Here is a 26,947-nt window from a genome sequence, read left to right on the forward strand (position 1 = left end):
CGCGGTTTAACGCATAGGCGCAATGAAGTACATCGTACTCCTTGCCCGAAAAATTCAATCTAGCTTTGAAAGCCATAAGTTTTAAATTTAAAGGTTAAATAATAGGTTCATTGTAGCATCCGCTACAATAACTATAGCCCAAATATTAAGCCAATTATCCTGTATGTTACTCATAATTAATTGTTAACGGTAAGTCTTTTTTTGAAAACATGAGCTCAACTGTATCTGAATGCAGATTTTAACGATAAAATTATTTGTATTTCTTTTGAAATTATTTTTGTCTCAGTTTAGCTATGTCATTTGACAGGAAAAGTATTGTAGACTTTTGAGACATTGTGTAGCTTTTTTCTACAGGATCACTTCACAAGTTACTTCCTATAGTGATGTCTTAATGATCTGTTTGCTATCGCTCAATGCCAGCGCTTACGCAGGTAGACCGGGATTTACTCTGGCGCTTTTGGATCGTTCCAATTTGCATTGACAACAATTTTAGGAATATTGAAAGTGCTGACTGTCGAATTCCGGGCCTGATCAAAGAATTTAGAGGCAATAACTTCATAAGTGATTGTTTAAATTATTGGATCTATCTTCCGGGCGAGATTAGAAAGCAACTAACAAGCGCCTTACAAGGTTGCTATGGATGTGATATTAATTCCGACAAAACAATCATCTACACATCCTTCTGGTGTAAAACCACAGGTAGAGATCATACCATTATTTCCTGCTTCAAAGATCGAGCTGGAACCCTTTCTTTTTAATAACCAATTCGTTTTAGCTAAATCATAAATTTCATCTAAAGTTAGCGGTTGGGCCGCAGGAGTGGTTTTGTGCGTATTTAAATCACTTTCATTCTCTACCCATTCCAGCGCCTCTTTAGGTATGTTTTCCAATCCTTCGGTCGAAATATTTTTATAATGTCGCTGCGTTACCTTACCATTAGTAATGGTAATTATTGTAGTACTTCTATGGTCAGGCCATGAATAATTTGATACTTTGTACTGATAGGTATTATTAGATGATTCTTTAAAACTCAACCAGGTACTGAAGCTTCGTTCAAAGCTCTTGCTATTTTCAATGTCGCTTTTACTGCAAGCAGTAATTACTAAACCTATTAGAAACAGGATTAGGGTAAAGTGGCTTTTTTTCATCATTATAAAAATAATAGTAATAACTGATCAGGTATCTTTTTACGCAAACGATGAGATCACTCATAACGCTACATTAAGCAATCCAATAGCAGGATAGGAATTTAAAATAACACATCTTTTTTAAATCGGCTTCCCCTTAGATATTCCGTTCGCTACCACTATTTATCTATTCAGTGATATAGATACCTGGCCTATTTTGGAGCGTCTTTTCGCTCTTGCGTCAGGCTTTACGTTGTCTATCCATTCAAGTGACCATGCGCCGGGGAAACAGCCCATAAAATGTTTAAAGCTATGATTAAATGATTTTTTTCTTTGGTAGCTCCATTTAATATCATGAACAGTTCCATTCCGCGCCCGCATGCAACTGCCAGATTACACAACTAAAGCTAAAAGAACTGGTAAATAATACTTAATGGTACCTGCGATATTGCGCGCAGTGATATCAAGGCCACAAGTGGCTACTGAATGGTAGTATCTGGGTTGGTAGATTGTTCGTGCTTTGTTCGTCTTTCATTCGTCTATCATTCGTCTATGCTATGGCCATAAAGCAACCCAACACGGCCGAAAGACAAGCTTTAGTAAAGCATTACACCTTTGTGCTATAAGCCATGGTGCAACCAATCCTTAACCAGTTCCGAGCCCCGGGCAAGTGGCGCTCATCCATGTTGCCACAACTGCCTTATATAATTGCTTCAGCGGCCATGTACGCATCATACGCAACATCTGTGCGTCTTGCTGAACTTGTTTCAGTATTTTAATAATGAAGTTAGGTCCTGAAATAAATTCAGGATGACGGGATGGTCATAGCGATCGTTTGTGCATAGTCGTTTAAATGCGGGTGGTGTTGCTGAACCTTGATTTGCTGAACTTGTTTCAGCATCTTTATCAGTTTAAATAAGGTCCTGAAATAAATTCAGGAGGACGGGATGGTCATAGCGATCGTTTGTGCATTAGTCGGTTATATGCGAATGACATCTCCAACCGTCTTAATGGTTCAACTAACTTCACCCTATCGCTTCAGTAAACCCTAATGCACTCGGTGCTTTCCCAAACTTCTTTTTAAAAGAACGCGAGAAATGCGACAAACTTTCAAAGCCCAAATCTAAATAAATAGCAGAAGGTTTCTGGTGTTTGGTTTCAATAAGATGCCTGGCAATATTTAGCCTTTTATCTTGCAGCCAACGGCGTGGCGGTGAGCCAAACGTTATCTGGAAATCGCGCTTAAAGCCTGCCAAACTCCTCCCTGTTAGCTGTGCGAATCTCTCCACCGGGATATTGAAATGAAAATTATTAAGCATAAATTTTTCCAGATCTATTTTATAAGGCTGTGAAAAATCGAATAAAAAGTTACGGAGCGCTGGTACCGCGAGCAGCAATAACTTTACGCCTTCCCTCACTTTCAAGATCCCCATTTCATCTGTTACGGCTGATCCCGAGCTCCGGGCATACGGAATAACAGACTGAAAATATCCTTGTAGAAATGCATTTAATGGAACTAATATATTTGGCAAACCCGTATATTTCTGCCCCGTTTCGAGCTTTTCTTCTAATGCTATTTTCCGCAAAAGATCCTCCTGGAGGGAAATTACTATTGTTTCATAATTCGCTCCGATGAGGGGTGTTTTGCTTAGCGTACCCAACTGGTTTTTACCAATCAGCAGTAATTCTCCCCCACCCATCGCAATCTTTTGCACGGCGGTTTCTAAAACCAAATCTCCCGAAACCTGTAAAATCAAAGTATGGTGGTTCCATAAGCATAGTTTCTCCTTCCGCTCTGAAGAGTGGTATGAATAAAAAATTACACCTGGAAGAATTTCTGCCGGACTGGTCATTTAGCGTTCTAAATAAGTGCCGCCAAGTATAGCACCTGTTGCAAAAGTAGTATTTAAAATGTTCATTTCTTCCCCGGTAAATACAATATCCATCGCCGTAATGTTTTCCGGCAGGCGAGACCTGCGGCTCATGCTTACCAAAGGCATAATATAATCGCCTTGCGCCTTCACCCAGGCAATCGCTACCTGTGTTGGTGTATAACCTTTGTTGTTAGCCAATTGCTTTAAAACTTCTACTTTCTTCAGGTTATTAATTAAATTTTCATCATGAAAACGTGAGAAATGATTCCGGAAATCATCTGCTGGAAGCGGGGCTTTCATTTCTCCTGTCAATAAGCCCTCGGCAGTATTTGCGAAAGCCACTACGCCAATGCCTAATTCTTTGGCTGTGGGCAACAATTCTGCTTCTATCTTACGGTCGGCCAGCGAATACCCAAACTCCAGCGCACTTATCGGGTGAATGTGGTTTGCTTCGCGAAGCTGACCTGCGGTAATTTCTGATACGCCAATATGACGAACTTTACCTTCTTTAATTAAGTCGGCCACGGTTCCGATAATGTCTTCCAACGGGACACTGCCATCCATTCGGCTCGGCTGGTAAAGGTCTATTGTTTCGATACCTAAACGGGTGAGGGAATAATTAACGAAATTTTTGATGGCGATGGGGCGCAAATCCATTCCCAGCCATTGCCCGTTGTGAAAGATGGCACCAAATTTAACGCTGATGAAAGCATCGTCGCGTCTCCCTTTAATGGCTTTACCAATGAGCATTTCATTATGGCCTGCGCCATAAAAATCACCTGTGTTCAAAAAACTGATCCCCCTGTCTAATGCTTCATGAATGGTAGCGATACTTTCTTTTTCGTCTGGCGTTGGGCCGCCCCAGATAGAAGACATCCGCATACAACCTAAACCTAGCCTGGATACGAACGGGCCATTCTGACCTAACTGAATTTTTGTGGTGTTTTTCATGATACAAAGATCAGCGAACGAAACCACTAATAGTTGACTGTACGGCTCAAATACTTTACCTCTACAGCTCAGAATAGTTGATCTTGTTAAGAATACCGGATAAAGGGCAATGGAAAAATTAGTTTCGCAGCTATAGATTAAAAAAATACTTCTGCATAATCAGGCGCAAATGTAGACGCCGATTATTAACTCACTGCTAAAAATGGATTAGCAAAAGGGTTTTCGATCGTTCAGATCTATCCGCTTGTCAATATTTTAAAGATCAATATTCTTTTTGACCATTTATCAATCAGTGAAATTTAAATGGGTCGTTATCTATAGACCAAGGCCTTTTCGTAAAAAGAGCATAAACGGATAGGCTTTCTGGTATTCGATTGACATTGTATCTGCCAGTTTTGGAATTTTCAGATCCGGATCTGGCATGGGCCACCGAATTTCATAACTGGTGAGTTTGAGGAAACGTTCGCCAGGTACACCCGGCTGGTAGCCTTTCGGCAATGGTCCTTTTGCAGAATCGGTGTTAAGTTCAAAAGCAGTAACCTCACTAACTTGTGCTAAAATTGATTCAAGTTCAATAAGATTTTTAGTCAGGTAACTTCTCATTACCTGAATACCAAAAACATCAGGATCATACCGGATACTAAAATAACTTCCCTCTGGATCAAGGTGAACCAGGTATACAGGCTCGTTGCCACCATTTGATAAGGGACTAACCGCAATATCGAAATGAGAATAGTAAATCTGTTTTTTTTTCGGTTTTGGAATGGTCAGACTTGAAATAAACCTGGCACTATCAATTTCCGAGCTAATCACTTCATCAAACGCGGTCAGTTTAGTTACCAGCGCATAAGCAAGGTCATCAAGTTCAGCCTTTGCCCGTTCATATTCTCCGATATGATCCAGAAACCAGCTGGCATTATTATTTCCCTGAAGTGATTGAAGAAATTCTAGCGTTTTTCGCATATTGTTTTTGAATCGTCGGGTAAGTTAATAATTCTATCGGGGAAACGAAAATGATCTCACCTGAGGCGTCCGAATCGCCATCTTTTCATCATGGATACCTGAGCTGCTTCCTTTTAGTCAACCCGGCATTTAATTATTTTAGCTACAGTTTACTGGAGACCAGCGGAGATAAGTTTTTTAACCGTAAAAATTAATAAATATTTCTCGAAAAGTGTTGCATTATGCGAGATCATATTATCTTTGCAGCCGTAGGGGGTGAGAGCCCTACATCACAGTCTGTAAAGATTGAGAGCGTTAATTTAGATAAAAGGTTACAACAGCGATTGTTGTAGCCTTTTTTTTTTAAAAACTGTGCTTTTGAAAAGTAAGTACTATAAAACGATGCCCACTGCGGTTGCAGCTAAACATTTAAAATCAGAGCCAGAATAACCCAAACTTTCTAAGCGCACGCCCGGGCATGTGTGTTGCGTCAAAAAAAATTAGCGAAAAGCAGTAACCGATAAGTGATCAGCAAATGCATGATTTCAAGAAGATTATAATTTGAGATTTAGGTTAACCGCGGGAGATTTGGGTTAGCGAAGGAGGTGAGATACCCATTATCTGTAATAGGATTATTAATCACCAGACATTCGAAGAATGCCTGGTGATTAATATAAATTATGCTGCAGCATTAGCAGATGTCATGGCGATATCTGTTAATAAACTATCAGTTTCTTTTTCTTCAGCGAGTGTTGCAGCTAAAAGCTCTTCCGCCTCAGTATGTTCCATTAATTTAGCATAGGTTACCAGGCAACCGTAGCTTGCAATTTCATAATGCTCTACTTTTTGTGCAGCAGAAATTAACGCGGCGCCGAGGACCGCCTGATCTTCAAAGCTTTCCATAATCTCATCAGCCTCTTCCAATAAACCTGCCATCGCTTTGCATTTTTTCGCTCTTGCAGTTAATCCTAAAGATTTAAAAACATCTTTAAGTCTTTCTATTTGTCCTTCAGTCTGTGCATAGTGCGTCTCGAAAGCAGATTTCAAGTCGGGATTTTCCGCAACTGAAGCCATTTTTTTTAATCCTTTTAGAAGCTGTTTCTCAGCGCCTAAAATATCTCTTAATTCATCCACGAATAATTCGTGAAGATGTCCGTTCGGCATTTCCGATGCCTCTTTACCTGATTTTGCCATCTTGTATAATTTTTTATTGTTTGTTTATGAAACCAGAAAACTTTAAAATAGGTTTAGAAAATTTTTAAAAATATTTTGCTTAAAGATTCAGTTTAGCTCAACTGATCCGGTGCCAATACTATCATCTTTCCCTTGTTTTCGCCATCTATAGCTGTGCCTTGCCCGAGGTAAATAAAACCTTCTGTTTTACCAGCCTCAATGGCAGACTTGTATATGGCCAGTGTATCCTGCGCATCGAGTAACGCTTTTGCGTAAGGCTCATGCAGACGCCTGTCGCAGGGATTATCCGCATCTGCATCCCACAAACCAGCATGGTGCCAGATGTGAAGGTGGTCCCAATCCGGACGGTCGATAATTGGATAAAGACAAACCCCCTGAAGCGGTACACCCGCTCCGATCGCCTTCATACATTCACGGGTAATCAGTTCAATCCAGTTGGGCCGGTGTTCTCCTGAATGGCTGGTTTCTGCTAAAACGATCGGTTTTCCGTACCTTGAATAGGCCTCCAGCAGTAGCGACGAAAGCCCCCGCCAACGCGAATCAAGTTCGAGATTTGCCCAGGGAAGAAAGGTAAATTCGCCACAAATCCACTGGTTATTGTAATAGAAATTAACTCCCATAATGTCGATCAGGTCACTGCTCCCACCCAACTCCGGGCACATTAAACCGGTTAACATATCTGTTGCCTGGTATTGCAGCTGATGTTCTTCTGCCGCTTTAGCGATCATCTCTGCAGTGGCACCTAAAGGAGGTACAATATTTACAATAGGCTCAGTAGTCATTATTTTTGTAGTAGCACTGATCGCCTTCATCGCTTTGATGCCTTGAATGTAGGCACGCACCAAAGCATATTTAAGATCCCAGCCAATTCCTTTTGCATAAGGCGTGGTGCTTGCCTGTTCGCCCCCAAGCCAGGAGATAAATCCCACCTCATTAATTGGCGTGGCAATAAGCTGCAAATCGGGTGCATAATCCTGGTAAAATTGGGCAAAAGCACTACAAAGATTCACAAACCGGTTTTGAAAATGAGGATGCAATGGACTCAGGTCGTCGGGATAACCAAAATGGCAAATATCCCAGATTTGCTGGATGCCGTGAAGCCTGCCCGCATCTATCATTTCCCTAACCACTGAAAAATCGTATTCATAAGGCCGCTTTTCAACATGGCTCCAGCGGATCCCTTCCCTCACTGTAGAAATACCAACTGTTTTGAGCAGGGCATAATCCCTGGCGGTATGCTCCAGGTGTCCGGTTAGTGCAAGCAAATCTATCCTGTTGCCATAATGATTAAGCTGGTCCGTGCATTCAAAGCCGCCCATCCAGAAAGAAGAAAAGGGCGTAGAAAAGTCTTCCATCTTAACTCGCCAATAAAGTATCCGGACGTTTCATTGCCGACAACATTTGTTGCTTCATGGCCGCGAAAGTATGCTCCCATGATTTATCACTTAGAAAAGCATCTACCTTAGCCAGCCAGGCCGCATCTGTTGCCGCTTGCAGCTCTTTTTCTATGGCATGTACAAAATCGCCATGTTTTTCGGCAATGCTTACTAACCGCTGAGTGCCATAAGGCTTAACTACATCTCTGATTGGAGTAGAAACTACCCGCACACCGGCAGCTAAATATTCGGGTGTTTTTGTCGGACTTATAAACCGGGTTGAATCGTTTAATTTAAAAGGAATGAGTGCCACATCCCAACCTGATAAATATGCAGGCAGTTGCTGATAAGATTTTTGGCCGAGATAATGGATATTTTTATGTTTTGGTAAACTATCAGGAGAAATTTTCACTACCGGACCTAACAGAATTAATTGCCAGTCTGGTCTTGCAGTGGCAATATGACCAATCAGATCGATTTCGAACCGCTCATCTATTACACCAAAAAAGCCGAGTTTTATTCCGGCTATTTTTGCCTGATCTTCCGGTTCTTCAGTATCTTCTCTTGCAGAAGCAAAATGCGTTTTATCTATGCTGCTTGGAAAAGCGTATATATTATTATGTCTGTTCTTTTTGGCCTCATAGAGCGAGTGGCCTCCTGTAAATACTACATCGGCAATATCCATGAGCTTTTTTTCCAGCATAAGAAGTTCTTTCGGTGCAAAATCAAAAGCAGAAAGTTCATCCATACAATCAAAAATTACCAGTGCTGGCCGGTGTTTTAAAGAAAATTGCAAGGCCATTGGCGTATAATACCAAAACATCCAGTCGCACATCGACTCGCTTTTTAAAAATTCATCAAGCAGATTACAGAGGGATGCATGCACTTCTTCTGCACTTTTATCCGAACGGAGGTGTGGAACCAGTAAGGTTACGTCTCCATCCCTATTTTCTTTGGCCAGAAACTCCCTACCCTCCATGTCGAATATGGGTTCTTCCAGAAAAAATACATGTTGTTCTCTGGCAAACCGGGTCATTAAATGTTGGGGTCTTTGAAATACAAAATCCCAGCGCAAATGTGAAAAGCATAAAAGATTTTTGGGCAAAGCGGATATTAACTTACTCATATATGTTTAGGGGTTTAGTTTTGCTGACAAACAGGCTTTTCCTGAAATTTAACGGCTACAGCATGTAATGCAGAGGCAATAACCTGGTGCATATCATAGTATTTGTAGGTAGCCAGCCGGCCACCAAACAGTGTATATTTTTCCTGCCTGGCGAGTTCATTATATTGTTGAAAAATTTTCGTGTTGCGCGCATCATTTATCGGATAATAGGCTTCCTTCTCTGGCGTCCATTCCTCCGGATATTCTGCCGTAACAACCGTTTTAGGTTGATTTCCAAATTCGAAATGTTTATGCTCAATCGTTCTGGTGTAAGGAATCTCACGCTCGGTATAGTTAATAACTGCGTTTCCCTGGTGGTTGGGGGTATCGTAAACCTGATGTTCGAACCGAAGGCTACGGTATTCAAGTCTTCCGAATTGATAATCATAGAACTGATCAATGTTTCCGGTAAATACAATCTGATCAGTCATGGCATCCCACTTTTCCCTGTCGGCGAAATAATCAGTTTCCAGTCTAACTTCTATTCCCTCCAGCAAACGCTCCGTTAATTTGTTGTAACCACCGATTGGTACGCCCTGGTATTTATCATCAAAATAATTATTATCGAAAGTAAACCGCATTGGTAACCGTTTAATAATAAAAGCGGGCAATTGTTCTGCAGGTCTGCCCCATTGCTTTTCTGTATAGCCTTTTATAAGTTTTTCGTAAATGTCTGTACCAACAAGTGATAAAGCCTGTTCGTGAAGATTGGTGGGCACGCCAACTTTCGAGGCTTCTACCTGAGATTTAATTTTCTCCATCGCCTCTGCAGGTGTCTTTACTTTCCATAACTGATAGAAAGTATTCATATTGAAAGGGAGATTATAAAATTCACCTTTATAATTTGCCACCGGACTATTGGTATAGCGGTTAAATTCTACAAAACTGTTCACATAATCCCAGATGCCTTTATCGTTGGTATGAAAAATGTGTGCGCCATATTGGTGCACATTAATTCCCTCCACTTCCTCACAACGAATATTTCCCCCAGTGTGTTTGCGCTTATCTATGATTAAACATCTTTTGCCGCGCCGTGTTGCTTCGTGTGCAAAAACACAACCGTATAAACCACTTCCTACTATCAGGAAGTCATATTCCTTGTCTGCTGTCATAATCATTATTGTGAGGGATACTGGCGGTTCTTTAATCGGCCGGACACTGTTTACAGACCAACCCACGACCAGCTCAAAAGATGCAACACGGGTTTTGACCGGGTTGTTTAGGTAAAAAAGCGCCAGAATATAAATCAGGTATTTAATTAATCTACCCGTATAACTACGGGGTAGAAATCAGGTAATTCGGGCTGGCGATCTGTTTAATCACTTAAAAAAGGGCATTAATGTAAGTTAAGGCGCCTTGCAATCCTTTTTCAATATTTCAGATTAAGCCATTTAACATCTTTTTAAACCCAGAACAAAACAAGCTTTTAAAATTCTGTGTTTTTGAAACTGATTGATAATAATAATCAGTAACAGGATAAAATATTTTTTCAATATGACGAGCGAAATCATGAAAGAAGTGGGCAGCATGCTCATTGAAAAACACTTAACAGTTGCTTTTGCAGAAAGTGCAACAGCCGGCAGGTTAACAGCAGAATTTTCGATGATTGATAATGCCGGGAAATTTTTAAAAGGAGGTATTGCCTGTTATGATGCCTGTATAAAAGAAGACCTCCTTCATGTTGACCACCAGCTGATTGAAGACTTTACACCAGAATCTATGGAGGTAACAAAAGCCATTGCTGTAGGACTGAACAAGGCAATCCCTTCTGATATCCAGATCGGAATAACCGGATTAACCTGCGCTGGCGGAAGCGAAACGGCAGAAAAACCAGTGGGCACCATGTTTATTTGCGGCACCAGGAATGGTGATGCCATTTTTAGTGAGCGATTGCATTTCGACGGGGAGAGAGAAGAAATTGTTGAGCACACGATAGAAAAATGCGGTGAATTGCTAAAAGATTACCTTCAATCCCTCAATTAATTAATGTTTTATGAATAGCGAAGAGAATACAAAAAAGAAAAAATGGCTCTACCGAAATGGTTTGTCGGTTTGTTTTATTTCTATCTTTCTGATCACCCTGGGTGCACAGGCCTTCACCGGATGGAAAGTCCATAATTCAGAATTGGAAGATTTGCATGCTGCTGCCCTTCCACTTTCCACTTATCTCTGCAGTGGCCACTTCATATCTGCCACCTTCGAGAATTTTGAAAGTGAATTTCTACAAATGGCGCTTTATGTAATGTTAACCATTTCCCTTCGACAAATCGGCTCTGCAGAATCTAAAAAAATAGCCGGTAAAGAAGAGGTGGACCGTGAGCCCAAGCCATCGCCAGATGCGCCCTGGCCGGTAAGAAAAGGCGGTTGGATTTTAAAAATTTATTCCAACTCACTTTCTATCGTGTTTGTAATTCTTTTTCTCATTAGCTGGGGATTGCACTTCTACGGAAGCTGGCAAGATCATAATGTGGCCCGTGAAATTAAGGGAGAAATGCGGCAAACAGTAATGGCTTATATCAGCGAGGCCGATTTCTGGTTTGAAACTTTTCAAAACTGGCAGAGTGAGTTTTTGTCCGTGGCCTCCATCGTAATCCTCACTATTTTTCTTCGCCAGAAAGGCTCACCTGAATCTAAACCTGTAGATGCACCCAACCTGGAGACCGGCAAGTAATTGCATTGTTATCACCTGTTAAACAGCGCTATTGAATCTGTAACTACAGAAACGCTAAACCAATAGAAATATTTACCTGTTTAATAGAAAATATAAACGTAAACATGGAAGAGGATGGATTGCTTTTTTCTCCGCCTTAGCTCAAAATCAACTAACAAAATGGAAAAAGACCAATTGGAGAACAATAACCGCGACGGTATCAGAGAAAGTCTCTGGCAGCCGGCATCTTTATCACAAACCCCTCAAAACCACAGCACCGAAAAAGGGTATGATGTTTTGATTATCGGTGGCGGCATTACAGGGATTACCACAGCCCTCATGCTCCAACGTGCAGGAAAGCAATGTATCCTGGCAGAAGCAAAAAACCTGGGCTACGGTACTACAGGGGGAACCAGTGCACACCTGAATACTTTCCTAGATTCTACCTACCCTGAAATAGACAGCGACTTCAGTAAAGAGGCTTCTAAAATGCTTGCGGAAGCTACACGGAGTGTAATTGAGGATATAAAATCAAATATCGACGGGCTGAATATTGATGCCGATTTCGAATATAAGGACGGCTTTCTTTTTTCACAAAACGATAAAGAAGATGAAGAATTGCAACAAATTTTAGAATCATCTCAAGAGGCCGGCATAGCGGTTAGTGAATCAGCTACCAACGGATTGCCCATTCCATTTAAACGGGCCTTGAAGTTTGATCAGCAGGCACAGTTTCATCCAATTAAATACATTAATGGCCTTGCCACAGAATTTGAACGTCTCGGCGGAAAGATCATCAGTGGCGCAATGGTGGAAAACACAACGTTTAAAGATGGGCTTCATCAGGCTACCGCCAAAGATTTGATTATCAATGCAAAGTCGCTCGTTTGGGCAACCCATATCCCGCCAGGCATTAATTTACTTTCCCTTCGCAATGCCCCATACAGAAGTTATGTGCTGGCGCTTACCCTGCAGGATGGGAATTATCCAGACTGCCTTTCTTATGATATGAAAGAACCCTATCATTATTTCAGGAGCCATGAAATTGACGGGAAGCACTATTTATTAATTGGCGGAGCCGATCATAAAACAGGTCATGAAGATCCTGTAGCAGCATTTAATGAGTTAGAAAGTTACGCCAGAGCTAATTTCAAGATTGCCACGATCGATTATAAATGGTCGTCTCAATATTATGTTCCGGTAGATGGTTTACCTTATATCGGTCAGCTTCCGGGTGGTGATGAGCATACTTATGTGGCCACGGGTTTTAACGGAAACGGGATGATCTTCAGCAACCTGTCTGCCCGGATTATTAGTGATTTGATCTTAGGTAAAGAAAATGAATTAGGTAAATTACTGAGCCCTTCCAGATTAAAACCGGTATCCGGATTCACTGAATTTATAAAAGAAAACGCAGATGTGGCCTACCGTTTTGTAGCTGATCGTTTTGGGGCAAAGCTAATTGAATCTACCAGTGAAATCGAATTAGAGGAAGGCAAAATAGTAGATTTTGAGGGCGAAAAGCTAGCCATTTACAAAGATGCAGACGGAGTAGTAACCGCACTAAGACCTGTTTGCACCCACGCAGGCTGCATTGTGAACTGGAACAATGCAGAAAAATCATGGGATTGCCCTTGCCACGGTGGCCGGTTCTCTGTTTCTGGTGAAGTAATAACCGGTCCACCCAGAAAAGAGTTGGAAAAAGTGGATTTGTCTTAACAGTTCTGAATGGAACAGTCGGCATTATAGTTTAAGGCTTTTGCTGGCGTCGAAGAATAGCTTTGATAATTTTTCCACCACCTTAGAAAAAGTTGTCAAAGCTGGATAATGAACCTAAATATAGTTTAAGGCTTTTGCTGGCGTCGAAGAATAGCTTTGACAACTTTTCTACCGCTTTAGCAATAAAGTTGTCAAAGCTGGATAATGAACCTAATTATAGTTTAAGGCTTTTGCTGGCGTCGAAGAATAGCTTTGATAATTTTTCCACCACCTTAGAAAAAGTTGTCAAAGCTGGATAATGAACCTAAATATAGTTTAAGGCTTTTGCTGGTGTCGCAGAATAGCTTTGACAACTTTTCTACCGCTTTAGAAATAAAGTTGTCAAAGCTGGATAATGAACCTAATTATAGTTTAAGGCTTTTGCTAGCGTCGAAGAATAGCTTTGATAATTTTTCCACCACCTTAGAAAAAAGTTGTCAAAAGCTGGATAATGAACCTAATTATAGTTTAAGGCTTTTGCTGGCGTCGAAGAATAGCTTTGACAACCTTTCTACCGCTTTAGCAATAAAGTTGTCAAAGCTGGATAATGAATCTAATACCCTGAACTTAAGAGCATTAAGCTAAATTTACTTTTCATTTCCCATTATTGCTCCAACCCGGGTTAATGAACTTAGCCACTCTTTTTATGGAGAATTTGAAATCGCTAACCTAAGATTCGCCGATAGGTGACAAACCCGGTTTTGTATTCAACCGCACAATAATAAAATATGGATTGTCGATTCGTTTTACAATAAGATCCAGCAGGCGCGGGAATCCAATTAACTTGTCTACCTGCTCTTTGAGCCGTTTTGAAAAGGCCACGGTATCAACTTCCGGCTTAAGAATAACCTCTAAAGTCTCCGTTGATTTCCACTCAGTGGCTAATATTTCAGAAAAATTGCCTTTCAGTATCAGTGAAAAGTTTTGCCTTGAGCTTAGCTCAGTTGTTCCGTCATTAATTCGCGCTAAATGTGGCAGTACAGCCTGGTCATTACTCTTCCATTGCTCACTTACAGCACTTCGGGAAACTTTCCCAATACGCTTTCCATTAGCCAGCACCATAACTTGCCCCGCGCCGAATAACAAAGAAAGGCGGGTGGTTTCATCATTAGAAAGATCAAATTTCTCTTCGCCAATTTGTTGCGGGTGCAATTGCGGTTTTGAGTTTTTACGGCTCTTGTGCCAAATTGCGTATACAACCCCAAGGCCTGCTATTACTGCAAGAGATAACGCGATGCCTTTATCTTTCTTTAAGCTGATGAGCTCTTTTTCAAATCTTTTCATATCTACAAGTTCACTTACAGGTACGCTAAGCATTAAACTGCTTTTACCCGTCTGGTATTTTTTATACAATTAATTCACATTAAAACTGGTGAAAATGATTATTCGCCATGCTGTATGTATGACAGTTCTAAATGAAATTTGTTTAGCAAAAAGAGAAACCAGTTATACATTTTTAAACCTAAAAAATATTATTTTTATTTGATCAGTCGTTTCATATTCAAAAAACTTGCGACATTTGAATGCAACAAATAGCAAAGGAATTTTGTATTTTGACAGCTCAATTTGAGCACTGTCCGCTCGTTTGTTAACGACGGCTTTTTGCTTTGCAGATTAACACATTACGAAACAACACTTTACACTTTAAAAATGCTTATCATTAACAGTTTCAATGAATACAAAGAATACCTTGGCAAAGAACTGGGCACTTCAAATTGGCACGCAATAAGCCAGGAGCAGATTAATAAATTTGCCACGGCTACACAAGATGCCCAGTGGATTCATACCGACGCAGAAAGATGCAAAACAGAAAGTCCATTTGGTTCTCCCATTGCACATGGATATTTAACGCTTTCGTTAATTCCTTATTTATGGAAGCAGATTGCTGACATCAGAAATGTGAAGATGGAAGTTAATTATGGGATTGAAAGCTTTAAGTTTGGTCAGCCTGTTATTGCGGGCGAAGAAGTTCAGCTCCATGCGAAACTTGAAGCCATTAGTGATTTGCGGGGCATTACCAAGGTAGTAATCCAGGCAAAATTAACGACCAAAACTGGTAAAAAACCTGTCTATACCGGAAATGTGGTATTCTTATATCACTTCAATTAAAGTCCGCTTATAGATTATTAGCCCGATTAAATTTGATTTTTGATAAAATTAATGAGGGCTTTAGTTCGCCTTTTCTATAATTTTGTTGAGTCCGATGATATGCGAAGCTCTTCCATGTACGTCGTATCTTGGCTTACCATATGCACTAATCCAGTGGATAGATCCGTCTTTCCACTTTACTTCGTATTCTGCCTTGTATACACCATTACTTTCAATTGCATCATGAACAGCTTTTTTAATCAGTTGTCTGTATTTCGGCAACATGGCGTCAAATAAATCTGAATAATCAAATTCGTCATTCACGTCATAACCATAGTTGCGTTTGAACTGATCATTGGAAACCATCTTTCCCGTGGCGAATTCCACCACTGTATAACCCATTCCCCCTGCTTCGATTGCACTCTTTAAGACTACATTGGCTTCCTGATTAAGCTGTTTAGAAATTACATAATCTGTAATATCAGCCAATATAAACATGATGTTATCGATACCGGTTTCTACATTTCTTGTAAATTGGAGTGTAATATTGATATAAAGGCTCTTAAGCTGATCTTCCTTCCACACCAGCAGCTTTAACTCGTGGCCATGCTGTAGCATTCTGGTTTCGTATAATCGGGCGATTAACTTCAATAAATCCTGTTCTTCTAAGTCTGGAATAACAACAGAAAACGGCTTACCGATCAGTGTGGAATCTTGGCCTAGAATCTCCAATAGCGCTTTATTGGCCTGGATTATGGTGTTATCTTCTCCGGAAATGATACCGATAGCGATTGGCGCTTGCTCAAACAGCAGTTCAAAATTATCCTGAAGGCTTTCTAAATCGCTGTTTGCCTTAGAAAGGTGTTGTTGATAATCAATCAAGCCAACGTTATCAGCGGTTATATTTTCATTCTCTATACGGAGGTGATCAGAAGCTAAGTGCAAGATAGCCTGATTCATCACCACTTCGGCGAGGCCGATTAAAATCTTCTGCTCTGATTCATCGAATGACCTGGCTTCAAGTCCCATTACACACAAAGCACCAATCTGGTAGCCCTGTTCGGAAATTAGAGGAGCACCGGCAAAAAATCTAACTTTATGAATATTGTCTGCTAATTCCGGTACACCAAAAACATCGTTAATAACTTTTAGACTCTTTTCAGCAACAAGGTTATTGCACAAACTTTCTTTGTCGGCTGTTAAAGTAACATCTCTAAAACCAACGCTTGCTTTATAATAGACCCCATTCTCTCCGAAAAAAGAGATGGTACACATTGGAAGATCAAAAATCTGAGCAGCAAGTGCAGCTAACCGATTAAAACTGTCTTCCGGTGGCGTTCCAAGAATGTGGTAACGATTAAGTGCATTCCGCCTGTTGGTATCGCTATCGAATGGGTGATTTGGATTTGTCATTTGTGTTGCGCTGTAAAAATTTTGGGATATAACAAGATTACGCATTCATTATTTAAAATTATAACAATAAAGTATTAGTTATTATACAATATTTAACCTTATTGATAAATCATAGTACACTAATTCTGAGATTAACTGCACCTTAATCTAAATCATATAACCAAGCAGGAAAACATTGCCATCGTTAGCAACACTGTTTACGCCTGTTTTCGATATACTTTTCCTTTATTACTATTGGTAATTAGCTGCCTGGTTCCTGGAAGCTTAAAAATGCTGATCAATGAAACCGGTATGAATAACATCCAGATATCGTTGTCTACCGGACAGTTTGCAACTTCGGCCCAGCCGCTGCTGGCTGCATCAGGATAAAGTGTATAGCTACTTTCCAGGTCCTTTGGTCCGCTATTGTATAGCCTACAATTACTGGTATTCCCTACTCTTCGGAAGCCACACTTCGAAGTAAAATTACCTGGCGACCGATCAAAGTAATCTAAACCTTTTCCAGACGGTTGAGTATAAAGGACATTACCAACAAGGCAGCCTCGCACCCCTTGCGCAAATGTCGTGTTCATGCTTAACACACAAAGCGACATTATTAAAATAAATCTTTTCATAATATACCCTAAAATAGGTATGTAAATTCAATAGTAAAACTTAAAAACAGTGGAGCGATAAGGGAAAAATACGGCTAAGGCCAAATAGATTAAAGGACAAAGTTAGCCAAAAAAATAATTTTTATACTAACTAAAAAGACAAAAATAGCTACAGTTGCAGATCATGACACTGGTATGAAACTCGGATATTCCACTATTTATTGCAAGCTATAATGCCTACAGGCCTAAGCTGCTTACTAAATCGAAACAGTAAGATATAATCAACATCGCAAATATTAAATCACAATAACGCCTTTAATTATGATTTTTTTAACGATAAAGGCATTTCGTTACACTTAACATATAACATATTGGTGCATACAGCTGGAAAGACGAATAGAAAAAAGCAACAGACAAAACCAAAATTATCAAACTTGATTTTAAATAGGAGCGGGAAAAGTATTTTATTACTCAAAGTTGCAAGAATCTATGATCGGGAAAAAAATTCAGGAATAAAAGGAAGGAGAATGGAGATATGATGATTTAGATCAAGTATTATACCTAACCAACTGCAAATAATAAACTACCGGTTAAAATACCAGATTAAAAATGAAATTAAAACCGATTCAATCGGGCATAAAAAAACAGGGAAGGAACCACCCTCCCCTGCAATCATTAACTAATCTAAACTTCCTAAAGGTAATTAGGAATTGATTAAACACAAAACATAAGCAACAATGTTGCATTTAAATGATTTATCTATTAGATCATAGAATTATAAAGATGCGCTACAACACACTATATCAACGCTGTTGATTTAAAAAATTTAACTATGTGAAGGAATTCCACCGTTATATCACTAATTCTTTTTACGTTGACCAGGTGCAAAAGGCTTAGCCGATTTAGAACCATAACCTTTTTTCGCCTGACCTGGTGGAACTTTACCACTGTTACCTGCTGTGCGTGTAGTGTAACAAGCTGTTGATAGCATTAAGCCACAAACTGCTAAGATTAAATAAATACTTTTCATAATTGTTTTTTTTATGTATGCCATAAACGTGCCAGTGTTTATAAATACGTTTTTACTGGTAAGGCAAACCTTTGGCGTAAATAAAATTGTAGTCTTTTCTATTTGTTGGTATGCTGCAAAGAAATGTACGGCAAGGCACAACGAAAATTAATATTTATGAAAATAGCTCATCTGAGCCAATCGATCCTGAATTTTTTTTTCATTGGCACAGCCTGGACTAAACGGCAGGAGGTGATCATCATATTAATTTTTCCATTAGAAACGTGAATATCAAATACCCCTAAGTGGAATTATGCTGCATTATAATTCTATACTTTCTATTTTTTAAATGGGTATTATTATTAATGAGTAGTGTTAATAGATTGAAGCAATAAAATCTACAGGCTATTCGCAACGAGACTAAAATGCAAATGCGATAAGACACGCTTATCGCATTGCAAAAACACTATGGAGATGTTTATTTTGAGAGCTATACTTTTGTTATTATTCCTAAATCTTTAGCTAATGTAGTATTTACAATATTAGGAAACAATATAAAATACAAATAATCCGTAATCCTAAAAATACAAATAAAATCATTCCAACTGTAAAAAACGGCATACATTTATCTAATAAATTGTCTGACTGACAGTTAAATAAAAATCAAAATTTAAGCTGCTATACAATTGCCTGAATTTATAGAAAAGGAAGAGGTAAAATTTTGAGATTAGAGTCTTTACAATCTGCAGTTATTTATTTTCAGACAGGTTAAGTCAACCAATAATTACAAAAATCAACAATCAAAGGATAAGTGATAAGCTTCAGTTTGATTTTAGACCGCATCATTGCCTTGCTACCAGGGTTGTGGTGTCCATTTAAAGAGATTTACTCCATCTGCCAAACAAAGCCAACCTTTTTGAGTTGTATTCAAAAATAAAAATAAATGGAAAATCATACAATGCTCCAATACTTCGAATGGTACTATCCAAAAGATGGTAGCCTATGGAGAAAAGTTCGTGAGGATGCAAAAGGCTTAAAAGAGATGGGAATTGATTCTATTTGGCTGCCCCCTGCACATAAAGGGATGGAGGGACCTGAATCTACCGGGTACGATTCTTATGACCTTTATGACCTTGGCGAATTTGATCAGAAAGGAAGCATTGCAACCAAATATGGTACCAAAGAAGAATATCTAGCTGCCGTAAAATCTGCTAAGGAAGCCGGAATTCAGGTTTATGTAGACATTGTACTCAATCATCTTGGCGGTGCAGACGAACACGAGCCGGTAATGGTGAGAAAAGTAAATCCTGATAACCGGAATGAATTTATTTCCGAGCCTTTCGAGATTGATGCTTATACTAAGTTTACCTATCCGGGCAGAAATGGAAAATATTCGGAATTTAAATGGGATTACCAATGTTTTACCGGTGTTGATTATGATGCGAGAACACAGGAAACTGCCATTTACAGCATCCAAAACCAGTATGGTGAAGGTTGGGAAGATGTACTGGATGATGAAAATGGCAATTACGATTACCTGATGTTGACTGATATTGATTTCAGAAATCCTGCCGTACGGGAAGAATTGAAACGCTGGGGAAAATGGTTTCATGAAACGGTAGGCTTCGACGGTTTCCGTTTAGATGCTATAAAGCACATGCCACATACGTTTTTCAACGAGTGGCTGGATTATTTACGTGCAGAATTGGGTGCAGAACTTTTTACCGTTGGTGAATACTGGTCTCCTTATGATCTTCAGGCAATGCTTAATTACATTGATGCTACTGAAGGACGAATCTCCCTATTTGATGCCTGCCTCCAGGCAAATTTTTCACAGGCTTCAAAAGCCGGCGAAAGTTATGACCTAACCACTATTTTGAATGGTAGTCTGGTACTGGCTCGTCCGCAATTCGCTGTTACACTTGTAGAAAACCACGATACACAACCGCTTCAATCGCTCGAACAAACAGTAGAACCCTGGTTCAGGGCACATGCCTATTCCATTATTTTACTTCGTGAAGCGGGTTACCCTTGTGTGTTTTATTCAGATGTTTATGGTTCTGCTTATACGGATAAAGGAACCGACGGAAAAGACCATGAAGTAACCATGCTTTCTCTTCCACAACTCCCGCAATTGCTAAGTTTGAGAAAAAATAAGGCTTATGGTATGCAACGCGATTATTTTGATCATCCCAGTTGCATCGGCTGGACCAGAGCCGGAGCCGAAGAACACCAGGGTTCAGGTATAGCGGTAGTTTTATCAAACGGTGAGACTGGCACTAAACACATGGAAATCGGTGTGCAATTTGCCGGACAGGTTTTTACTGATCATTTAGGTCATGTAGAGGGTGAAGTAACCATTGATGAAAATGGCTGGGGTACATTCCCTTGTAATGCCGGTTCAGTATCGGCCTGGGCGCTTCGCGACTAACTTTAATTTACCGGAATTTTAATATAGCACTTCCGCCCCTTCTTTTAAGGAGGGAACGGAAGCGCTTATCTGGTTTTGAACCCAACCTTGATCTTTATTTAACTGTCCAGTAAGGAGATGCTGTTCTTGCTGTAGAAAGATAGCTTTCAATTTTCTTCACCATATCCGGCTGACTTGCTGCTACGTCATTTGTTTCGCCAAGATCTTTGCTTAAATCATATAGTTCGAGTTTATTTTTACGTTTTACTCCTTTCCATTTGCCATAGCGAACGGCCTGCTCAAAGCCTAACTCAAAAAACTCCCAATATAAGAAACGATCGGCCTCTGGTTTCCAGCCTTTAATAGCTGGTAAAATGCTTACTCCATCTGTGTGAAACCCCGAACTTTTACCTGCAAGCGCTGCGAACGTTGGCATGATGTCAGCAAAATATCCCGGAACAGTACTGGTTTTAGGTGCATTTTTAATAAATGGTGCCCAGGTGATGAACGGGATCCTGATTCCACCTTCATAAAGATCTCTCTTGTATCCTTTCAGCTTTCCATTGGAGTCGAAAAATTCGGATACCGCTTTGAGTCTCGTGGTTGGTTCCGATCTTGGCCCGTTATCTGAAGCGAAGAAAACAATTGTATTTTTTGATAAGCCACTTTTTACCAGGTAATCTTTTACTTTTCCAACTGACTGATCTAAATAATGAACCATAGCGGCATAGATTTTCATATCTTCCGGCCAGTCTTTATTTTTATACATCGCCAGATCCGGCACTTCCAGTGGAGAATGTGGATTATTATAATTCAGCATCAGGAAAAAGGGTTTCTCATTTTTCTCTTGCGTTTTCAGATAAGCCAGCGCCTCATCCGTGCACATATTTGCTTCATAATAACCTTTTTGATCGTTTGCATTTCTGTCTACAGGAACTAATTTTCCGTTGATATAACGGTGATCCGGCCAGTAAGTGCTGGCATAAGTGGATGGAATATTGATCAGCCATCCTGAAAATTGATCAAAGCCACGTTGCAAAGGCGTAGCCAGCGAATCGTAACCGTCTACATGCCATTTCCCAACAAGCGAAGTCCGGTATCCGGCATCCTGCATCAGGTTGCCAATGGTATAATCATCTTTGGTAAGGTTTGCACGGTAAACAACATTTTTCCCTTTCTTTCCAGCAATTCCACCCTGATCAGTCGCGTTACCCCTAATCGTGGCGTGACCAGTATTTAATCCTGTCAGGATGGATCCACGTGAGGGTGAACAAACCGGTGCACCGGCATAAAAATCGGTGAAACGGGTGCCTTCCTTTGCCAGCCGGTCAATATTAGGCGTAAGGATTTTTTGCTGGCCATAGGCGCCAACATCACCATAACCTAAATCATCCGCCAGGATAAAAACAATATTAGGTTTTTGGCTGGGTTTTGACTGTGCAAAGGTGAACCCGCTCCAAAGAATTAAAACACCTGCAATCAATAATTTTTTTCCACTCATTATATTCAATTAAAAGTCAATCCAACATATTAGTTATAGCCGGGATTCTGTGTATAAAGGCCTGGCGCTGTTTGTATTTCTGCGGCAGGTACCGGATAAATAATATAATCTGGCACTATTTCATTAACTTTAGTCATGCCATCAGCATTCCGCCAGGCATTCATCTGGGTAATGGCCAAACCCGATCTTACCAGGTCATTCCAGCGCAATCCTTCGCCTAAAAACTCTCTTTGTCGCTCCTGCATAAGCGTTGCAAGGGTTACATTAGCTAACGGGCCTACTCCTGCCCTGGCCCGCACGCGATTCACAATCGCATCCACATCTGCCTGTGACCCAGTCGCCCCGTGAAGGATACACTCCGCTTTCATCAATAAAATATCCGTATAACGCAAAACTATAAAATTAATCGACCAGTCCCGTCCTGATAAACCTCTTTTAGGCACATCGATATATTTTTTAATAAACGGGCCAGGTGCATATGTTGTAGCCACATTAAAAGGATAGCGAAGATCTGTTCCGCTTACCGTATTTGTGGTATAAGCATTCACCAGGCTTTTTGACACTGGAAAGGTGCTCGATCCGTATCCATTGCCGAAACTGTTGGAAATCCCACTACTCGTCCAATACGCTACAGGTGCCAGATGAGAAGGAAAACCTGCGCCATTTAAGCTCGAAGCAAATTGAATATCGAAAACTACCTCGCTGTTATTTTCATTGGTGTAAGAAAATATATTGGCATAACCGGACCCGAAATTAAACGGACTTCCGGTAATTACCTGATCAAACAAAGCAGCGGCTTTATCATATTCATTGCTGTTTAAACCTGGTCCGTTGATGCCATAAGTGGGACCAGATTTAGTTAAATAGACCAAGCCCAGTAAGCCCTTCGCTGCTGCTGCAGTAGGCCTGCCGAGATCAATCCCCGTAAATGTTGCCGGCAAATTTGTTGCGGCAAACTGAAGATCAGATTCGATTAACGCATATACATCCGCAACCGGACTGCGTGGAATTGAGGCCACTTCAGCAGCGCTTTTCACCGTAGAAATTAGGGGTACCTGCCCGAAGGTTCGTACCAAAGAAAAATAATAAAATGCCCTTAAAAAGCGAACCTCGGCAGCATACCGTATAGCATTAGAGGCTGACAGCGCACCTGCTTTGGTTTGTAACGCTTCGAGTACGGTGTTTGCATTGTAAATGCCATTAAAGTTTGCCCGCCAGGCAGTAGTGATAAATCCGGTAGTGGTGATGTTCGGTGTAAAATTATTAATGCCATCCCAATCGCGGTTCCCATCGGAAGTAGCGTTAATGTTATCGCTCCGCATTTCACTCAGCCATAAAGCCTGACTTGGATAATTATTCAACTGTGAATACACGCCATTTACCGCTTGTAGAAAATCGTTATTATTGGTAAAAAAGTTATCGGTTGCCAAACTCGATTCGGGCGTTTGATCCAGCTGCTTTTCGCAGCTAACTAAAATCAGCAGGAAAGAAAAGAGGGTTAGATATGTTTCTATTTTCATCTTATTTTATGCTAAAAGCCAATGTTTAAACCAATCGAAGCCGTTTTACTAAGCGGCATCGAACCATAATCTCCGGATACTGCGTAACTGCTATTCCCACTTACGTTGGTGTTTTGCGCCTCCGGATTTGCACCTCCTGTGTATTCATCATGTGAAAAATAATTTTCTAAGGCCGCAAATATTCTGGCCGATGAAATGGCCCGGGTTTTAAAAACGTGTTTCAGGTTATAACCCAGCGTAATATTTTGAACACGGAAGAAATCGCTCGAATAAACCCAATCAGAAGTTACGTTAGGATAGGTATAATTGGCTGCCAACCTGCCCCTGGGTGCATCTGGATCTGGGTTTGCAGGCGACCACCGGTCCCGCCATACCCCAAGTACATTGGCAGTAGTACTCCCGGAGAAATCTATGGCACGGCCGAGGTAAGATAAGATTGAACCCCCATGCTGACCATATAGTTGAATTCCCAGATCGAAATCTTTGTATTTAAAAGTATTAGTCCAGCCCCAGGTATATTTTGGATTTGCCTGCCCGGCTACCACGCGATCGGCAGCACTGATTCTTCCATCGCCATTGGCATCAAGGTATTTTGCATCGCCTTCCCTTTGTCCGGAAACTTTTGCTACGGCAGGGTTAGCGATATCTGCCGCAGTTAAAATCCCATCCGTTTTCGTAATGTAATAGCTGAAGGCAGGAAGGCCTTCCCTCAATAAATATGGCGCATTACTTCCGCTATACGCAGAAGCAACTTCAATATCGGCATGGCTCGGCCCAAGATCTGTTACCTTGTTGCTGTTGAAAGCAATGTTGGCATTCATTGTCCACGAAAAATCTGTGGTTCTTATATTTGTTGAAGCTAAGCCAAACTCTAAACCCCTGTTTACCACCGCGCCAATATTTTGAAGACTGCTGCTAAAACCGCTGGCAGATAACACGGGCAAATTCAGCAAGAGATCGGTGTTTTTTTTATGGTAAGCATCAAAAGTGAAATTAATGCGGTTTCCGAACAAACCGAGGTCTAATCCAAGATCGTAAGTGTCTGATGTTTCCCATTTCAGCGCTTTATTGGCGAGGCCGGAAACCACTTGCCCCGTAGCGGTAGTTGGGATATTTCCACCAAAAACATAGTTCGAATTTACTAAAGTACTGATCGCGTTATAATCACCAATGTTGTTATTACCGGATTTGCCCCAGCTTAATCTCAATTTTAAATCGCTGATGGCTTTCACATCCTTAAGGAAAGATTCTTCCGAAATTTTCCATCCGGCAGATAAGGAAGGGAAAGTTCCCCAACGGTTTTTTGCTCCGAATTTTGAAGAAGCATCCCGTCTGATTGTTCCGGAGAAGAGATACTTATCCTTAAATGCATATTGTAAACGGCTATAATAAGAAAATAAAGTATTATTCGAAGCGGTAGACGTACCCGTTGTGGTTACTCCGGCCGCATTTGCAATGGCATTACTTAAGGTCTTTATAATGTTATTGGCAAAACCTCCGGCAGTTGCCAGCCTCACCCCTTCCGAATGCACAATATTGTAAGATACACCGGCAATTGCAGAAATTTTATGAACGCCGGCGATTGTACTGGTGTAGTTCAGGGTATTCTCATTAAGGAAATTTTGCTTTTTATTAACGATATAAGCACCTGTAGAATAAAGCCCGGGATTGGTGAGTAATGAGGAAGCCACCCCAAGCAAAACCTGATCTGAAGTATATTGTGAAGTATTCCGATCGATATTATCATAGTTTACGGTAGACCGCAGGGAAAGACCTTTCACAATTTGATAATCTCCATATACGGAGGCCAGCAATCGAGAGGTTTTGATCTTGTTTATTGCCGTTTCTATGTAAGCATAAGGGCTGATGGATCTTGGACTGGACCAGGTATAAACATTGTTGCCATATGCGCCGGTATTTAGCCCGGCAGAACTTTCTACCACCGGAACCATGGTCAGGGCAGTCATCAATTGGTTATCTTTTCCCTCTACCGGCGGCGCATTATTGATGGAATAGGAAGGTGCCAGATTAAGACCGAACTTCAATTTCTTGCTGGCATTGGCTTCAATATTGGCCCTTAATCCATAATTCTTAAAATTGGAATTAATCAGTGTTCCGTTTTGATCGAGGTAATTTGCCGAGATGAAATAGTTTACGTTTTCTGATCCGCCACTGGCAGAAACCTCATAGTTTTGATAAGGTGCATTTCTAAACACGGCGTCTTGCCAGTCTACGTAATCCAAACCGGGATGGCCTGGTTGTGCCCACCTTGGATCTGTCATCATTGCCGTGTTGATGGTTCCTGCCGGCAAACCAAGAATTACGGCCTTTTCTGTATTGGTTTGCCCGGCGGTACGGCCAGGGCCTGAAGCTATCCAGGCATTATCAGCCAGCGCTGTGGCCTGGGCAATCCATTCTTCAGCACTTAAAACGTCTACTTTTCTTGATACAGAACTTATTCCGGCATTGGCATTCACACTAATCCGGGCTTTGCCGGCTATTCCTTTCTTAGTCGTAATAATCACTACACCATTTGCCGCACGGGATCCATAAATTGCCCCGGCAGCGGCATCTTTTAATACCTGAACACTCTCAATATCATTAGGGTTTAAGTTATCCAACGGACTATTTGAAATGCTGCCGGCTGAATTTTGACTGGCCACATCCAAAGGAAATCCATCTAATACGTAAAGTGGTTCATTGCCGGCAGTGATTGATCCGGCGCCGCGAACCTGAATGCTTAAACCAGCGCCGGGTAAACCGCTTTGCTGCCGTACCTGCACGCCTGCCATCTGCCCGATTAGTGCCTGCTCAACCCTGGCAATTGGTTTTTCTTCTATACCTTTCGCATTAAATGTTGCCACGGCTCCTAAAACATCGCTTCTTTTTTGAGTTCCGTAACCCACTACAATGACCTCATCAAGTTTGCCTTGCTCCGGATCGAGTTTAATTGCCAGTGGCTGACCTTTATATAAAACTTCCTGTGTTTTGTAACCGATAAAGGTGAAGATTAAAGTTGGTTGTTCTTCATCGGTAATGAGCTGAAACGCTCCGTCATTATTAGTAGAAACAGCTTGTTTATTTCCTTTAACCCTAATACTCACACCCGGAAGCGGCTGATTTTTTTCATCAGTAACCTTTCCTTTAACAGTTGTTTTGTTTGATATCAGGGGGATAAAACCCGCGGCTACCACTGCATTTGCCATCGGGTCAATTGTACCGAAATGTATAGCGGTAAGACTACGTAAAGAAGAAATAGGGTTCATTTTTAATGCTTTGCCGCTTTTCTTCGCAGAAGCCTGAAAGACTGAAGACATCAGGATGATTCCTGTAAATCCGGTAAGCAAAAAACTTTTGGGCAAAAGGGAGCTATGAG

21 protein-coding genes are annotated in these 26,947 nt (G+C 40.8%); 6 read left to right on the forward strand and 15 right to left on the reverse strand.

The features are described from left to right. Positions 1-623: 623 nt before the first annotated feature. The 8 genes from GJU39_RS17910 to glf form a co-directional block, all read right to left on the reverse strand. Complete coding sequence (locus tag GJU39_RS17910) at positions 624-1,151, reverse strand: hypothetical protein (protein WP_154282373.1); 528 nt, start codon at positions 1,149-1,151, stop codon at positions 624-626. 1,001 nt (positions 1,152-2,152) lie between these two features. Continuing rightward, on the reverse strand, positions 2,153-2,980 hold the full coding sequence (locus GJU39_RS17915; protein ID WP_154282374.1) for a helix-turn-helix domain-containing protein: 828 nt from the start codon (positions 2,978-2,980) through the stop codon (positions 2,153-2,155). After that, the gene (locus tag GJU39_RS17920) at positions 2,981-3,952 is read right to left on the reverse strand and encodes an aldo/keto reductase (RefSeq protein WP_154282375.1); all 972 of its coding nucleotides are present in this window, start codon (positions 3,950-3,952) and stop codon (positions 2,981-2,983) included. It lies immediately after the preceding gene. Positions 3,953-4,267: 315 nt separating this feature from the next. Next, positions 4,268-4,915, reverse strand: coding sequence for a DUF2461 family protein (locus GJU39_RS17925; protein ID WP_154282376.1), 648 nt, complete (start codon positions 4,913-4,915; stop codon positions 4,268-4,270). Between the two features lie 657 nt (positions 4,916-5,572). Further along, positions 5,573-6,088, reverse strand: coding sequence for a YciE/YciF ferroxidase family protein (locus tag GJU39_RS17930; RefSeq protein ID WP_209437683.1), 516 nt, complete (start codon positions 6,086-6,088; stop codon positions 5,573-5,575). A gap of 92 nt (positions 6,089-6,180) precedes the next feature. Further along, positions 6,181-7,443, reverse strand: coding sequence for an amine oxidase (locus tag GJU39_RS17935; protein WP_209437684.1), 1,263 nt, complete (start codon positions 7,441-7,443; stop codon positions 6,181-6,183). Position 7,444: 1 nt separating this feature from the next. Next, positions 7,445-8,590 (reverse strand): glycosyltransferase family 1 protein, encoded by a 1,146-nt coding sequence (locus GJU39_RS17940; protein ID WP_154282377.1) that lies wholly within the window; start codon positions 8,588-8,590, stop codon positions 7,445-7,447. A gap of 14 nt (positions 8,591-8,604) precedes the next feature. After that, positions 8,605-9,741, reverse strand: a complete 1,137-nt coding sequence (gene glf, locus GJU39_RS17945) for a UDP-galactopyranose mutase (RefSeq protein WP_154282378.1) — start codon at positions 9,739-9,741, stop codon at positions 8,605-8,607. Between the two features lie 382 nt (positions 9,742-10,123). Here glf and GJU39_RS17950 point away from each other — a divergent pair, with 382 nt between their 5' ends. From GJU39_RS17950 to GJU39_RS17965, 4 genes are all read left to right on the forward strand, one after another. Then, positions 10,124-10,612 (forward strand): CinA family protein, encoded by a 489-nt coding sequence (locus tag GJU39_RS17950; protein WP_154282379.1) that lies wholly within the window; start codon positions 10,124-10,126, stop codon positions 10,610-10,612. A gap of 10 nt (positions 10,613-10,622) precedes the next feature. After that, positions 10,623-11,300 (forward strand): DUF6766 family protein, encoded by a 678-nt coding sequence (locus tag GJU39_RS17955; protein ID WP_154282380.1) that lies wholly within the window; start codon positions 10,623-10,625, stop codon positions 11,298-11,300. Between the two features lie 159 nt (positions 11,301-11,459). Further along, positions 11,460-12,998, forward strand: a complete 1,539-nt coding sequence (locus GJU39_RS17960; RefSeq protein ID WP_154282381.1) for an FAD-dependent oxidoreductase — start codon at positions 11,460-11,462, stop codon at positions 12,996-12,998. Positions 12,999-13,280: 282 nt separating this feature from the next. Beyond that, complete coding sequence (locus GJU39_RS17965; RefSeq protein WP_154282382.1) at positions 13,281-13,622, forward strand: hypothetical protein; 342 nt, start codon at positions 13,281-13,283, stop codon at positions 13,620-13,622. An 84-nt stretch (positions 13,623-13,706) separates the two neighbouring features. On the opposite strand, the gene GJU39_RS17970 is transcribed toward GJU39_RS17965, so the two are convergent. Next, positions 13,707-14,390: a hypothetical protein gene (locus tag GJU39_RS17970; protein WP_154282383.1), complete on the reverse strand. Its 684-nt coding sequence runs from the start codon at positions 14,388-14,390 to the stop codon at positions 13,707-13,709. Between the two features lie 297 nt (positions 14,391-14,687). On the opposite strand from GJU39_RS17970, the gene GJU39_RS17975 reads away from it, so the two are divergent. Further along, positions 14,688-15,146 carry a MaoC family dehydratase gene (locus GJU39_RS17975; RefSeq protein ID WP_154282384.1) on the forward strand — a complete coding sequence of 153 codons (459 nt, stop codon included), beginning with the start codon at positions 14,688-14,690 and terminating at the stop codon, positions 15,144-15,146. Positions 15,147-15,206: 60 nt separating this feature from the next. Here the strand turns inward: GJU39_RS17975 and GJU39_RS17980 are convergent, their stop codons facing one another. From GJU39_RS17980 to GJU39_RS23435, 3 genes are all read right to left on the reverse strand, one after another. After that, complete coding sequence (locus GJU39_RS17980) at positions 15,207-16,538, reverse strand: PAS domain-containing protein (RefSeq protein WP_167515716.1); 1,332 nt, start codon at positions 16,536-16,538, stop codon at positions 15,207-15,209. A 197-nt stretch (positions 16,539-16,735) separates the two neighbouring features. Further along, positions 16,736-17,110, reverse strand: a complete 375-nt coding sequence (locus GJU39_RS17985) for a hypothetical protein (RefSeq protein ID WP_154282386.1) — start codon at positions 17,108-17,110, stop codon at positions 16,736-16,738. A gap of 880 nt (positions 17,111-17,990) precedes the next feature. Beyond that, positions 17,991-18,161, reverse strand: coding sequence for a hypothetical protein (locus tag GJU39_RS23435; RefSeq protein ID WP_167515717.1), 171 nt, complete (start codon positions 18,159-18,161; stop codon positions 17,991-17,993). A 922-nt stretch (positions 18,162-19,083) separates the two neighbouring features. Here GJU39_RS23435 and GJU39_RS17990 point away from each other — a divergent pair. Then, entirely contained in the window at positions 19,084-20,571 is a 1,488-nt protein-coding gene (locus GJU39_RS17990) for an alpha-amylase (protein ID WP_154282387.1), read from the forward strand. Between the two features lie 94 nt (positions 20,572-20,665). Here the strand turns inward: GJU39_RS17990 and GJU39_RS17995 are convergent, their stop codons facing one another. From GJU39_RS17995 to GJU39_RS18005, 3 genes are read right to left on the reverse strand one after another with little or no spacing between them, the layout of a single operon-like run. After that, on the reverse strand, positions 20,666-22,051 hold the full coding sequence (locus tag GJU39_RS17995; protein ID WP_154282388.1) for an arylsulfatase: 1,386 nt from the start codon (positions 22,049-22,051) through the stop codon (positions 20,666-20,668). Positions 22,052-22,080: 29 nt separating this feature from the next. Next, the gene (locus tag GJU39_RS18000; RefSeq protein WP_154282389.1) at positions 22,081-23,571 is read right to left on the reverse strand and encodes a RagB/SusD family nutrient uptake outer membrane protein; all 1,491 of its coding nucleotides are present in this window, start codon (positions 23,569-23,571) and stop codon (positions 22,081-22,083) included. Positions 23,572-23,582: 11 nt separating this feature from the next. Further along, positions 23,583-26,933 carry a SusC/RagA family TonB-linked outer membrane protein gene (locus GJU39_RS18005; protein ID WP_245227997.1) on the reverse strand — a complete coding sequence of 1,117 codons (3,351 nt, stop codon included), beginning with the start codon at positions 26,931-26,933 and terminating at the stop codon, positions 23,583-23,585. Positions 26,934-26,947: the final 14 nt, after the last annotated feature.

Origin of the sequence: Pedobacter petrophilus (assembly GCF_009674725.1) — a bacterium.
GTDB classification, from domain to species: domain Bacteria; phylum Bacteroidota; class Bacteroidia; order Sphingobacteriales; family Sphingobacteriaceae; genus Pedobacter; species Pedobacter petrophilus.